Below are 13,167 nucleotides of genomic sequence, written 5' to 3' on the forward strand. Positions count from 1 at the left end.
TTTGGGTCTGGTGTCGCTGCTCGATACGACGCGACGGCTCCAGTGTCTTTCATGAACCGCCGTATGCGGAACCGCACGTACGGTGGTGTGAGAGGGCGACGGGGGTGACCCCGTCCCCTACTCGATAGCGCTGGCGGAGAGCTCAGTTCGTCGCCAGATCGCCCGAAATGTAGCTCGAAAGCTGGCGGATCGTCGCCTCCTGCTGGGTCACGATCGATTTCACCATGTCGCCGATCGTCACGATGCCGGCGATGTGGCCGTGATCGACCACCGGCAGGTGGCGGAAGCGGTTTTCGGTCATCGTGCGCATCACTTCGTCGACCGTGCTCGACGGCGACACGGTGCACGGGTTGGGCGTCATCAACTCGCCGATCCTCACATCCTTGGAGACCAGACCTTTCAGGACCACCTTGCGAGCGTAGTCGCGCTCGGTGAAGATCCCGAGCAAGCGATCGTTTTCGGTCACGATGACCGAGCCGATGTCGAACTCCGCCATCAGGGAAAGCGCAGTGAACACCGTGTCATCGGGATGCACCGAGACGGCTTTGCCGCCCTTCTGATCGAGAATCTGTTTGACCGTGGTCGTCATTGCTTCCAGTCCCTCCGCTTTTGCCTTGTTGTCGGTGACGTTGCACGCTGTTGCGCAACGTTTACAGCATAGATGGGAACGGCGATCGACGCCACGCTGGCGCCGCCGCGTCAGATCTCGAGGTTGTCGATCAGTCGCGTCCTGCCCAGTTTCGCCGCAGCCAGGACCACCAGCGCATCGTCCAGGTGCAGCGCCGGCTGCAGGTCGGCGCGGCGGCGCACGGCGATGTAGTCGGGCACCCAGCCGCGGGCGGCGAGCTCGGCCATCGCCTCGGTCTCGAGCTTGAGCAGATCGTGGTCGCCCGCGCGCACCGCGTCGCGCACGCGTGCCAGCACGCGATGCAGGTTCGGCGCCTCGGCGCGCTCCTCGGCACTGAGGTAGCCGTTGCGGGAAGACAGCGCGAGGCCGTCGGCAGCGCGCACCGTGTCGCCAGCAACGATCTCGACCGGCAGGGCGAGCTCGCGCACCATGTTGCTGAGGACCATCAGTTGCTGGTAATCCTTCTTGCCAAACAGTGCCACGTCCGGCTGCACGATGTTGAGCAGCTTGAGCACCACCGTCGCCACGCCGCCGAAGTGGCCGGGCCGGAACTCGCCTTCCAGGATGGAGACATGGGCAGCCGCCGGCTGCACGACGTAGCGCTGCGGCTGCGGATACATCACGGTTTCGTCCGGCGCGAACACATGGCCGACGCCGGCGGCCTCAAGCATCTCGCAATCGGCCCGAAGCGTGCGCGGATAGCGGTCGAAGTCCTCGCCCGCACCGAATTGCAGGCGGTTCACGAAGATGCTGGCGATCACCGTGTCGGCGTGCTCGCGCGCCTGCTTCATCAGGGTGATGTGGCCCTCGTGCAGGTTGCCCATGGTGGGCACGAAGGCGACCTTGCCCGCAGATGCGCGTGCCGCGCGCAGGCTCTCGATGGTGTGGTGGATCTGCATGGTCGTCAGGAGGTGGCGGATGCGAAAGCTCGTCCGCTCAGTAACAGTGTTCAGGGGCGGGGAAGCTGCCGTCCTTGACCGCGGCAACGTAGCGCGCGACGGCTTCCTCGATGCTGGCGGCGCCGTTCATGAAGTTGCGTACGAAGCGTGCGGTCTTGCCGGGGAACACGCCCAGCATGTCGTGCAGCACCAGCACTTGGCCGTCGCAATCGGGGCCGGCGCCGATGCCGATGGTGGCCATCGATTTCAGGCTGGCGGTGACGTCCTTCGCCACCGCGGCGGGCACCATCTCCATCACCATCATCGCCGCGCCGGCCTGCTCCAGCGCCAGCGCGTCGGCCTTCAGCCGTGCCGCGCCTTCCTCGCTGCGGCCCTGCACGCGGTAGCCGCCGAGCTGATGCACCGACTGTGGCGTGAGACCGATGTGGGCGCACACCGGCACGCCGCGCTCGACCAGGAAGTGGATCGTCTCCGCCATGAATTCGCCGCCTTCCAGCTTGACCATCTGCGCGCCGGCCGCCATCAGCCGCGCGGCGCTGCGCATGGCCTGCTCGCGGTTCTCGTGGTAGCTGCCGAAAGGCATGTCGGTGAGCACGAAGGCGCGGCTGTCGGCGCGGACGACGCACTCGGTGTGGTAGGCCATGTGCTCGAGCGTGACCGGCAGGGTGGACTTCTGCCCCTGCAGCACGTTGCCCAGCGAGTCGCCGATCAATGCGACGTCCACCCCGGCGCGACCGCACAGCGCGGCGAAACTGGCGTCATAGGCGGTGAGCATGGCAATCTTGCGGCCTTCGGCGCGCATCTTGCCCAGCTCGAAAAGCGTGACCGGTTTCTGATCCTGCAGGTAGCTCATGGCGTTCTCCTGTTTGGAGGGGCGGAGTTTTCACCAAAGTGCTGCAACGCACAAGGGGGCGTGGCCCGTCGGCACGCGCCGCGGCGGCAGGAATTCAGCCGGCGTAGCCGAAGAATTCGCGATAGCCGCGCATGTTGCGCAGGCGCTCGACGAGCAGCTCGAAATCCTCGTCCTTGTCCACCGGATTGAGCACGCCGGCGTCGACGATGAAGAGCGGCGCGGCGTCGTACTGGTAGAAGAAGCGCGCGTAGCGGTCGGCGACGCGCTCCAGGTAGCTCTCGGTGATGCGCCGCTCGGCGTCGTTGCCGCGGCGGCGGATGCGCTCCATCAGCGTGTCGGGCTTGGCCTGCAGGTAGATCACCAGGTCGGGCCGGGGCGGCGTGGCAGGGCGCAGGCTGTCGAAGATGCGCTTGAAGAGCGCGAACTCGTCGTCGCTGAGGTTCAGCCCGGCAAAGAGCTTGTCCTTGTCGAGGATGAAGTCCGACACCACGCGGCGATCGCCGCTCAGGTCGCCGAGCTGGGCGGCGACCTGGTCGATGCGCTGGAAGAAGAAGGACAGCTCGGTGGCCATCGCCCAGCGTTCGGGGTGCTGGTAGAAACGCGACAGGAAGGGATTGCTCTCGGCCTGCTCGAAGAGGCTTTCCGCCGGCAGGCGCTCGGCGAGGCGCCGGGCGAGCGAGGTCTTGCCCGCCCCGATCGGGCCCTCGACGACGATGTAGCGCGCTTTCTCGAGCATGGCGGCGGCCCTTGCCTCAGTTGCGGAAGATGAAATAGACCGCGCCAAGCATACACAAGCCCGCCCAGAGATAGTCAAGCTTGAGCGGCTGCTTCATGTACAGCACCGCGAAGGGCACGAAGACGAGCAGGGTGATCACCTCCTGCATGATCTTGAGCTGGCCCAGGCTCAGCGCCGTGGCGCCGATGCGGTTGGCGGGAACCTGCAGCAGGTATTCGAACAGCGCGATCGACCAGCTCACCAGCGCGGCCATGTACCACGCCTTGCCATGCATGTTGCGAAGGTGGCCGTACCAGGCGAAGGTCATGAACACGTTCGATCCGACGAGCAGCAGCGCGGCCTGCATCCAGGCGGGCGCGGCGAGCAGCGGGGCGGCGGCGGATTGCAGCCAGGCGGGCATGGGCGTTCTCCGTGGAGGCGTGGCTTGCTGCGTTGCTGTCTGCTGCCGGGGCGCGTCAGAGCCGGACGATGGCCTGGCCGCGGATGCCGGCGAGCAGGGCGAGCACCCTGCCGCGGCCGGGGATTTCGGCATCGGGCGCGATTTCGGCCAGCGGCTGCAGCACGAAGGCGCGCTCATGCATGCGCGGATGCGGCACCACCAGGCCCGGCTCGTCGATGACCGCATCGCCGTGCAGCAGGACGTCGAGATCCATGGTGCGCGGCGCAAGCTGCGCAGGCCGCGTGCGCCCGCCTTCATGCTCGATCGCCAGCAGCGCGTCCAGCAGCGCGCGCGGCGCCAGGGCAGTGTCCACCGCGATCACCGCGTTGATGTAGTCCGGGTGGTCGTCGGCCACGCCTACCGGCGCAGTGTGGTAGAGCGAGGAGCACGCTGCGACCTGCGTGGCCGGCAGCGCGGCGATGCGCTCGAGCGCCAACTGGAAGGCCTGCGCCGGCTCGCCAAGGTTCGCACCGAAGGCGATGTAGGCGCGGATTCGCGCCGGGCCGCTCACGCCGCCTCCGCTCCGGTGTCGCCGTCTGGCGTCGCGCCGTTCGGCTTGCGCTTGCGGCGCCGGCGCTTCTTCGCCGGTGCGAGCTCCGCCGGCGCCTGGTGGATCAGGGCCTCGCGCTGGTCATGGCCGGCGTGGGCGAAGCGCTCCCACCAGTCGGGGATCTCCAGCGGAATCTCGCCCGCCTGCGCGCGCAGGCGCAGGAAGTCCCAGCCGGCGCGGAAGCGCGGCTGCTCAATGAGGCGGTAGGGGGTCTTGCCGGTGCGCTTGTCGAAGCGCGGCTGCAGCGCCCAGATGTCCTTGATGTCGCCGGCGATGCGCCGCGTGATGGCGAGCTTGCCGGCCTGCAGGTCGAGCACTTCGTCCATCGCCTCGAACAGCGCCGGCTGGCTGTGTTCTCCGGCAGCCTTCTTCCGTTCCCACGTTGTCAGCACTTCCTGCCACAGCAGCGTGGCGAACAGGAAACCCGGCGACACCGACTTGTCCTGACGCACGCGCTCGTCGGTGTTCTCCAGCGCCAGCGTGACGAAGCGCTTGCCCACCGGTTGCTCGAGGATGACGTCGAGCAGCGGCAGCAGGCCGTGATGCAGGCCTTCCTCGCGCAGTTGCTGCAGGCACTTCAGCGAGTGGCCGGAGAACAGCAGCTTCATCATCTCGTCGAACAGTCGCGCCGCGGGGACGTTTTCCAGCAGCGCTGCCATGTCGCGGATGGGATGGCGCGCGGCCGGATCGATCTCCAGCCCGAGCTTGGCCGCCAGGCGCACCGCACGCAGCATGCGTACCGGATCTTCGCGGTAGCGCGTGCGCGGGTCGCCGATCATGCGCAGCGTCTTCTGCTGGACGTCGGCGACGCCATGGTGGTAGTCGACGATGGTCTCGGTGGTCGGGTCGTAGTAAAGGGCGTTGACGGTGAAGTCGCGCCGCGTGGCGTCTTCCGCCTGGCTGCCGTAGACGTTGTCGCGCAGCACGCGGCCGTGCTCGTCGGTGTCGGTGCTGTTAGCGTCCTGGCTGGCGCGGAAGGTGGAGACCTCGATCGTCTCCGGGCCGCTCATCACATGCACGATCTTGAAGCGGCGGCCGATGATGCGCGAGCGCCGGAACAGCGCACGGACTTCCTCGGGGGTGGCGCTGGTGGCGACGTCGTAGTCCTTGGGCGGATGGCCGATCAGCAGGTCGCGCACCGCGCCGCCCACGACATAAGCCTTGTAGCCTCTCTCCTGCAGCCCCGCGCACACCTTGCGCGCCGCGGGCGACAGTTGCTCGCGGCGGATGTGGTGGCGCTCGACAGGGATGAGGGCGGGTTCGTTGCGGACGGGTTGCGCAGGGCGATTGAAGACCTTGCGCAGCAGCTTGCGGATCATCGGAGGAGGAGAGGTTCTTGCATGAGCGGCGAATGATAACCGATCGACCGCCGCCGACGCGGTCGGGATGTCAGCGCAGCGAGATCACCGGCCAGCCCGCGGCCTGCGCATGGGCGCGCAGCGTGTCGTCGGGGTCGACCGCGACCGGGCTGGTCACGCGCGTCATCAGCGGCAGGTCGTTGTGCGAATCGCTGTAGAACCAAGAGCGCTCGAAGCTGCCCCAGTGCAGGCCGAGCGATTCCAGCCAGTTGTCCACGCGCTCGATCTTGCCGGCCTTGAACGCCGGCATGCCGCGCGGCTTGCCGGTGAAGGCGCCGCCTTCCTGCGCCGGGATGGTCGCGACGAGGTGGGGGATGCCGAGTTCGCCCAGCACGATGGGGCCAGTGACGAAGCTGTTGGTGGCGGTGACGACCGCCACCAGCGCACCGCCGTCGAGATGCTGGCGCACGAGGGCGCGGGCCTTGTCGGTGATCATCGGGCGGATCGTGGTTTCGACGAACTCGCGGTGCCAGGCGTCGAGCTGGGCGCGCGGGTGGCGCGCCAAGGGCGCAAGCTGGAAGTCGAGGAACTCGAAGATGTCGAGCGTGCCGGCCTTGTACTGTTCGTAGAACTGGACGTTCTTCGCTTCCTGCACTTCGCGGTCGAGCACGCCCTTTCGGATCAGGAATTGCGCCCACTCGAAATCGGAGTCGCCGGCGAGGAGGGTGTTGTCGAGGTCGAACAGAACGAGATTCACGTCAGGGATTTCCGTACAGGATCATCAGGATGGGTAGGAGGCTGGACACCAGGGGGCTGGACACCAGGGGGCTGGACACCAAGGGGCCGGGCACCAAGGGGCCGGGCACTCAGATCGCCAGCCCCTGCTGCATCATTTCGCGCAGCAGCGGGACGGTGATGGGGCGCTTGCGTTCCAGCGAGGCGGCGTCGAGTGCGTCGAGCACGGCGAGCAGGCTGCTCAGCTCGCGGCGGCCGTGGCGCAGCAGGAAGTCGACCACCTCGTCGGCCAGGCGCAGTCCGCGCCGATCGGCGAGCGCAAGCAGGATGGCGGCGCGCGAAGCGTCGTCGAGCGGCTGCACCTCGTAGATCAGGCTCTGGCCGATGCGCGTGCGCAGGTCCTCGCGCAGCTTCAGGCCCAGCGGCGCGCAGGGGCCGGCGAGCAGCAGCGACTGGCCGTTGCCGCGGGCGCGGTTGAAGGCATTGAACAGGGCGATCTGCGCCTCGGTGCCGGGCCGCTCACCGAGGTGGCCGATATCGTCGATCGCGACCAGCGCGCCGGGCGTATCGGGCAGCGCGTCGTCGATGTCCGCGGCGTTGAGGAGATGCGTCGGCCGGCCATCCTCGCGCGCGAGCGCGACGGTGGCGCGCAGCAGGTGGCTGCGGCCGCTGCCGGGCGCACCCCACAGGTACAGGTGGCGCGACGGCAGTTGCGTTGCTGTCGCCTGGCCGGCCAGCAACGCGAGCGTGGCGACCAGCTCCGCATTGGCGCCGGACACGAAGTTGTCCAGCGTCGGCGGTGCGTCGGGGCGGATGTCGAGGACGAGCTGCTTCATTGCTCATCCGGCGTCCGCGCGATCGCGGCGGCACGCTCGCCCAGGTACACCGGGCTCGCAAACCAGGCGTTTCGTACCGCGCGCAACCCCACGAGCAGCGCGGCGCTGACCGGCAGCGCCACCAGCACGCCGACGAAGCCGAACAACTGGCCGAAGGCCATCAGCGCAAAGATCACCGCCAGCGGGTGCAGGCCGATGCGCTCGCCCACCAGGTAGGGCGTCAGCAGGAAGCTCTCCACCACTTGCCCCAGGGCGTAGACGAGGGCCACGCCCGCCAGCGGCGGCCAGCCGCCGCCCTGCAGCAGCGCGGCGACGATGGCCAGGATCAGCCCGCCGCCGAAGCCCACGTAGGGGATGAACACCAGCAGGCCGGTCAGCACGCCCACCGGCAGGGCGAAGTTCAGGCCCGCCAGCCACAGGCCTGCGCTGTAGAACACTGCCAGCAGCAGCATCACCGACAACTGGCCGCGAAGGAATTCGGACATCACGCGGTCGATGTCGTTGATCATCTGCAAGGTGCGGTCCAGCCACGGCCGGGGCACGATGCGCTCGAGTTCGGCGAGGATGCGCGGCCACTCCTGCAGCAGGTAGAACATCACCAGCGGGATCAGGAACGCGTTGGCGACCAGGCCCAGCAGCGCCAGCCCGCCGGTCTTCAGGTGGCCGAGCACGATGGGCACGATGTCCTGCGCGCTGGTCCAGTTGTCGGCGATCAACTGGCGGAACTGCGCAGCATCGAGCTGCAGGTCCAGGCCGAGCCGGGCCTGCAGGATGGGCGACACCTGGGCGTTGAACATTTCCACCAGGTCGGGCAGGCGGCGCACCAGCATCACCCCTTCGCGATACACCATGGGCAGCAGGATCAGCGCCAGCGCCACCAGCAGCAGACCGAGGCCGATGATGACCAGCAGCACCGCCAGCGCGCGCGGCACGCGCCGCGCCACCATCCAGTTCACCGCCGGATCGCAGATGTAGGCGAACACCGATGCGATCACGAAGGGGGTGAGGATGGGTCCGAGCGCCCACAGCAGCGCGACCAGCGCCAGGCCGGCACCGGCCCAGACGAGCGTTTGCAGACGGTCGGCGCGGGGGGAGGTCATTTCTAGTAAAATCGCGGGCTTGAAGCGGGCGCAGACGGCCCGCAAGACCCGTAAATGTAGCCACTTGGCGTTGCGGCCTCAAGTTCGGACCGCCGCCGGGGGCCTACGCCCTGCATTCCGCCTGCCCAGAGGAACGATCTTGAGCGCATCCCACATCTCCAACAAAGCCTCCCTGTCCTACCGTGACGCCGGTGTGGACATCGACGCCGGCGACGCGCTGGTCGACCGCATCAAGCCCTTCGCCAAACGCACGATGCGTCCCGAGGTGCTCGGCGGGATCGGCGGTTTCGGGGCGCTGTTCGAACTGTCGAAGAAGTTCAAGGAACCGGTGCTGGTGTCGGGCACCGACGGCGTGGGCACCAAGCTCAAGCTCGCCTTCCAGTTGGACAAGCACGACACCGTCGGCCAGGACCTGGTGGCGATGAGTGTCAACGACATCCTGGTGCAGGGCGCCGAGCCGCTGTTCTTCCTCGACTACTTCGCCTGCGGCAAGCTCGACGTGGACACCGCCGCCGACGTGGTGAAAGGCATCGCGCAAGGCTGCGAACTGGCGGGCTGCGCGCTGATCGGCGGCGAGACCGCCGAGATGCCCGGCATGTACCCGGCGGGCGAATACGACCTCGCCGGCTTTGCCGTCGGCGCGGTGGAGAAGGCCGACATCATCGACGGCAGCCGGATCGTGCCGGGCGACGTGGTGCTGGGCCTGGCGTCCAGTGGCGCGCACTCCAACGGCTACTCGCTGATCCGCAAGATCATCGACGTCGCCAGACCCGACCTCGACGCTGACTTCCACGGCCGCAAGCTGCGCGACGTGGTGATGGAACCCACCCGCATCTACGTCAAGTCGCTGCTGGCGCTGATGCAGGCGATGCCGGGCGTGGTGAAGGGCATGGCCCACATCACCGGCGGCGGCATCACCGAGAACGTGCCGCGCATCCTGCGCGACGAACTCACCGCCCGCATCGACGCGTCGAGCTGGACACTGCCGCCGCTGTTCCGGTGGTTGCAGAAGGAAGGCAACGTCGACATGCAGGAGATGTACCGCGTGTTCAACTGCGGCATCGGCATGGCGGTGGTGGTGTCGGCCGAGGATGCCGACCTCGCTGCAGCCAAGCTCGAGGCCGCGGGCGAGACGGTTCATCGCATCGGCCGCATCGACGCACGCAAGGACGGCGAGGCGCAAACCATCGTCGGCTGATCGGGCCCGGCTGGCGAGACCAGCCGGCAGCATTTGCAGCATGGGGGAGGGCGGATGGCGATCAATGCGATACCCGTCGACCAGCGCGTGATCGATATCGATTCGCGGCGCTTCGCGTCGATCGAGAAGGCCATCGTCGAGCTCATCACCAACTGCGACGACAGCTACGGCCGGCTGGAGCGGGCCGGCGTGCCGGTCTGCGGCCGCATCGGCGTGCAGTACGAGCGCCACCGCCGTGGCGCGCTGCTCACGGTGGCTGATCAGGCCGAGGGCATGGCCTTCGACCAGGCCTGCCGCGTCCTCAGCTACGGCGGCGCTCACAGCGCGCTTGCGCAGGGCCTGGACGGCGGGCGCGGCTATTTCGGGCGCGGCCTCAAGCAGGCGATCTTCGGCCTGGGCTGCGGCTGGATCGAGACCATTCACGCCGGGCGGCTGTCGCGCATCGAACTGTTCCGCGGTGAGGATGGTGGCTACCTCTACGATGACGGCGGCCACGACCGCGAGGCGACCGCCAGCGATCGCGAGCGGCTGGGCATCGCGGCCGACGGCACGCGCGTGGCGATCGTCGTCGAAAGCCCGCAGGCCAGCATCTCGCAGTTCGGCGCGCTGGTGCAGGCGCTGGCCAACAACTTCTACCTGCGCGATCTGCTGGCGCGCAGACAGGTCGAGGTGGCGCACCTGAAGGATGGCGCGGAGGTCGAACTAAGCGGCCCGGTGCGCTTCGAGGAGCCGCCTTCGGTCTTGCTGCTGGGCCCCGAGCTCAACGGACAGTTCCAGCACGAACGGCAGACCCACGCCTTCACCCTCACCCTCAAGCGCGCGCTGGACGCGGATCTCACGCCGCGCGGTGACGAGCGCACCAACGGCCTGGTGGTGCTGTCGGGCACGGCGGTGCTGGATTGCCAGTTGTTCGACTACGAGAACCAGGTCGGCACCGAATACCTGTTCGGCACGGTGAGGTGTCCGGCGCTGGTCGAGAAACTCGCGCAGGGCGTCGCCGTCATCAGCGACGAGCGCGCCGGGCTGAACCCGAAGGAGCCTCTCGTCGCTGCCTTCTATCGCGCGGTCAGCAAGATGATCGCGCCCTGCGTGATGGCCGAGCAGGAAAAGCTCAGGCACCTTGAGCGCGCCACCACCTCGGGGCGCACCGCGCACCTGATCGAGCACCTGCTGCAGCGCATGAACCTGGCCGCGATCCACGACTTCGGCATCGTGCATCCAGCCGCAGCCCGGGCGGCCGAGCGGCGGGACGGCAACACAGACAGCGTCGATGCGGAGGACGATCGCGCTGCGTTGCGCTTCTCGACGCCTTTTTACTACCGCAGCCCGAACCACCCCTTCCACGTGCGGCTGCTGGTCGACCCGCAGCAGCTTGGCGCCGACGCGGTGCTGAGCATCGAGGCGACGACGAGCGAAGGGCTCAGCCTCGGTCCGCTGCCGAAGGAGCTGCCCGTTCGCGATCTGGGCGAAGATCCATGCGTCGAGTGGACGGCGACGGGCGCTGCGCCGGGCGACCGAGGCGAGATCGTCGTGCGCGTCGGCGGCTATCTGGCGTGGTGCCAGATCGTCATCGCCGAACACGCCGCCCATCATGCGCATCACGCGCATCACGCCCGATCCCGTGCGAGCCGGCACCACCCGCGCCGCGACCATGGCGAGGCGATGTTCACCGGCTACGAGTTCCGCTACCTCGGCAAGGAGCAGGACAGGGCGGTGTATAGCGCCGCGGAGCGGAAGATCATCATCAACACCGCGGCGCCCACCGTTCAGTTGTATGTCGACGGTCGCGGCAACTTCCGCGATTCGGCGCGGCTGCTGCTCGCCGAGCTGTTCCTCGACGTGATCGCCGACGAGCTGGCGCGCCACCGCATCGGCCGCAGCGGGCATGATGGCGACGTCGAGGCTTTTCTCGCCGCCAAGCGCGAGATCGTCTGCCGCTACGGCAGCGAGATCCACCTGTCGTTGATGGGTGGCTGAAGCGGGGGGCGCGACATGCATGCCGGGGCGGTCGTGACCCTGCAGCGGCCTCGATGCGAGGCCCGCCGCTGCCGTTGACGGAGAACCACAATGACCACTTCTTCGCACCCCGACGTCAACGAGGATCGCTTCGATCTTCGTCGCTTCGTCGAGGCACAGCAGGGTATTCATGAGCAGGCGCTGATGGAGATCCGGGCCGGGCGCAAGAGTTCGCACTGGATGTGGTTCGTCTTTCCGCAGTTCGCAGGGCTGGGCCTCAGTCCGACGGCCATGCACTACGCCATCCGCAGCCTCGCCGAGGCGCAGGCCTACCTGCGCCACCCGCTGCTGGGTCCGCGCCTGGTGGAGTGCGCGCAGGCAGTGCTGGAGGTGCAGGGGCGCTCGGCGGACGACATCTTCGGCTATCCGGATGTGCTCAAGCTGAAGTCGTCGATGACGCTGTTCGCGGTGCTGCCGCAGTCGGACCCCGTCTTCGCCGAGGTGCTGGCGCGCCATTACGGCGGCAGCCGGGACGACAGAACGCTGCAACTGCTCGGGCGCGCGACGGATGCCGCCGCGGGCGCTGAGCCGCCGTCCGCGCCAACGCAGTGACCAGACCTGCCGCGGAACCGGACAGCCGGCGCGTTTGTCCTTAAACTGCGTCATCCGCCGCGCCGGGCGGCCCCGGGGCTGACTCGAGGCCGCCGCGCCCCCTCCCGTGCCTGCACGAGCCACGCCGCTCACGTCCTTCGCGCCTTCATGTCATCCAGCCGTCATCTCGTCATCGTCTTCAGCCTGGCCGGCCTCGTCGGCCTCGGCGCCCTCGCCTGGTATGCGAATCACCGTCCCACCGGTGCGGCCGCGCCATCGGCAGCGACTCCCAGCGCGCCCGCCGCTGGCGGCACACCGGCTGCGGGCGGGCAGGCGGCGCCGGGTGGGCCGGTACAGGTTGAGGTGCGGGCGGTGGAGCAGCGGGCGATGGCCGACGATGTCACCGCGGTCGGTTCGCTGGTGTCGAACGAGTCCGTCGTGCTGCGGCCCGAGGTGGCGGGGCGGATCTCGGCGATCCGTTTCCGCGACGGAGCTGCGGTGCGGAAGGGCGACGTGCTGGTGGAACTCGACGCCGCGGTGCAGCGCGCCGAGCTGCAGCAGGCGCAGGCCAGCCTGAGGCTGGCGGACGCCAACATCCGCCGCACGGAGGATCTGTTCGCGCGCAAGTTCGTCAGCCAGAGCAGCCTGGACACGGCGCGCTCGCAGCTGGAAGTTGCGCGCGCGACCACCGCGCTGGCGCAGGCACGGCTGGAGCGCACGCAGATCCGCGCTCCCTTCGCCGGCGTTGTCGGCATCCGTGACGTGAGCCCCGGCCACTTCGTGAAGGACGGTGACGCGCTGGTCAATCTCGAGGACATCGCCACGCTGAAGGTCGATTTCCGCTTGCCCGAGCTTTACCTCGGGCGCATCCGCGCTGGCCAGACGCTGGAGGTGAGCAGCGACGTGCTGCCCGGCGAGCGCTTCCCCGCCACGGTGGATGCGATCAACCCGCTGGTGGATGCGCAGGGCCGCGCCGTCGTGCTGCGCGCCCGCCTGCAGAACGCGCAGGGACGGTTGCGCCCCGGCATGTTCGTGCGCGTGCGGCTGATCCTCGACCAGCGTGCAGATGCGTTGCTGGTGCCGGAAGAGGCGCTCGTGCCGGCACCCGGCAATGTGCAGTTCGTCTATCGGGTGGTGGACGGCAAGGCGCAGCGCACCGAGGTGAAGACCGGCATGCGCAGGGACGCGATGGTGGAGATCGTCGCCGGCTTGTTGCCCGACGCCCTGGTGGTGACCGCCGGCCAGCTCAAGCTGCGCGATGGCGTGCCGGTGCAGATCGTGCAGCGGGACGCGCGAGCCGGAGGGGCGTCGCCGGCAGCGCAGGCGACGGTCACGCGCTGAGGGAACA

The 13,167-nt window shown here is 68.4% G+C and carries 14 protein-coding genes; 4 read left to right on the forward strand and 10 right to left on the reverse strand.

Features of this window, described 5'->3' with window-relative positions:
• Positions 1–142: 142 nt before the first annotated feature.
• The 10 genes from GH664_RS20620 to GH664_RS20665 form a co-directional block, all read right to left on the reverse strand.
• Complete coding sequence (locus GH664_RS20620; RefSeq protein WP_153170000.1) at positions 143–589, reverse strand: CBS domain-containing protein; 447 nt, start codon at positions 587–589, stop codon at positions 143–145.
• A 110-nt stretch (positions 590–699) separates the two neighbouring features.
• A complete protein-coding gene (gene panC, locus GH664_RS20625) occupies positions 700–1,527 on the reverse strand; it encodes a pantoate--beta-alanine ligase (RefSeq protein WP_153170001.1) in 828 nt (275 codons plus the stop codon).
• Positions 1,528–1,564: 37 nt separating this feature from the next.
• Entirely contained in the window at positions 1,565–2,380 is an 816-nt protein-coding gene (gene panB, locus GH664_RS20630; RefSeq protein ID WP_153170002.1) for a 3-methyl-2-oxobutanoate hydroxymethyltransferase, read from the reverse strand.
• 94 nt (positions 2,381–2,474) lie between these two features.
• Positions 2,475–3,116 (reverse strand): deoxynucleoside kinase, encoded by a 642-nt coding sequence (locus tag GH664_RS20635; RefSeq protein WP_153170003.1) that lies wholly within the window; start codon positions 3,114–3,116, stop codon positions 2,475–2,477.
• A gap of 16 nt (positions 3,117–3,132) precedes the next feature.
• On the reverse strand, positions 3,133–3,516 hold the full coding sequence (locus tag GH664_RS20640) for a DMT family protein (protein ID WP_153170004.1): 384 nt from the start codon (positions 3,514–3,516) through the stop codon (positions 3,133–3,135).
• 55 nt (positions 3,517–3,571) lie between these two features.
• Positions 3,572–4,066, reverse strand: a complete 495-nt coding sequence (gene folK / locus GH664_RS20645) for a 2-amino-4-hydroxy-6-hydroxymethyldihydropteridine diphosphokinase (RefSeq protein WP_153170005.1) — start codon at positions 4,064–4,066, stop codon at positions 3,572–3,574.
• Positions 4,063–5,424 (reverse strand): polynucleotide adenylyltransferase PcnB, encoded by a 1,362-nt coding sequence (pcnB, locus tag GH664_RS20650; protein ID WP_153170006.1) that lies wholly within the window; start codon positions 5,422–5,424, stop codon positions 4,063–4,065. Before pcnB ends, folK begins: the two co-directional genes overlap by 4 nt.
• Positions 5,425–5,494: 70 nt before the next feature.
• Positions 5,495–6,160, reverse strand: a complete 666-nt coding sequence (locus GH664_RS20655; protein ID WP_153170007.1) for an HAD family phosphatase — start codon at positions 6,158–6,160, stop codon at positions 5,495–5,497.
• A 109-nt stretch (positions 6,161–6,269) separates the two neighbouring features.
• The gene (hda, locus tag GH664_RS20660) at positions 6,270–6,974 is read right to left on the reverse strand and encodes a DnaA regulatory inactivator Hda (RefSeq protein WP_153170008.1); all 705 of its coding nucleotides are present in this window, start codon (positions 6,972–6,974) and stop codon (positions 6,270–6,272) included.
• On the reverse strand, positions 6,971–8,074 hold the full coding sequence (locus GH664_RS20665) for an AI-2E family transporter (RefSeq protein WP_153170009.1): 1,104 nt from the start codon (positions 8,072–8,074) through the stop codon (positions 6,971–6,973). Before GH664_RS20665 ends, hda begins: the two co-directional genes overlap by 4 nt.
• Positions 8,075–8,228: 154 nt before the next feature.
• Here GH664_RS20665 and purM point away from each other — a divergent pair, with 154 nt between their 5' ends.
• The 4 genes from purM to GH664_RS20685 all read left to right on the forward strand — a co-directional run bounded on the left by purM (position 8,229) and on the right by GH664_RS20685 (position 13,160).
• Positions 8,229–9,272, forward strand: a complete 1,044-nt coding sequence (gene purM, locus GH664_RS20670; RefSeq protein WP_368857363.1) for a phosphoribosylformylglycinamidine cyclo-ligase — start codon at positions 8,229–8,231, stop codon at positions 9,270–9,272.
• Positions 9,273–9,326: 54 nt separating this feature from the next.
• Positions 9,327–11,249 carry an ATP-binding protein gene (locus GH664_RS20675; protein ID WP_153170011.1) on the forward strand — a complete coding sequence of 641 codons (1,923 nt, stop codon included), beginning with the start codon at positions 9,327–9,329 and terminating at the stop codon, positions 11,247–11,249.
• Between the two features lie 90 nt (positions 11,250–11,339).
• Positions 11,340–11,840 carry a DUF1810 domain-containing protein gene (locus tag GH664_RS20680; protein WP_153170012.1) on the forward strand — a complete coding sequence of 167 codons (501 nt, stop codon included), beginning with the start codon at positions 11,340–11,342 and terminating at the stop codon, positions 11,838–11,840.
• Between the two features lie 147 nt (positions 11,841–11,987).
• A complete protein-coding gene (locus GH664_RS20685) occupies positions 11,988–13,160 on the forward strand; it encodes an efflux RND transporter periplasmic adaptor subunit (protein ID WP_153170013.1) in 1,173 nt (390 codons plus the stop codon).
• Positions 13,161–13,167 lie beyond the last annotated feature (7 nt).

The organism is Thauera sp. 2A1, from assembly GCF_009469595.2.
Classification (GTDB): Bacteria; Pseudomonadota; Gammaproteobacteria; order Burkholderiales; family Rhodocyclaceae; genus Thauera.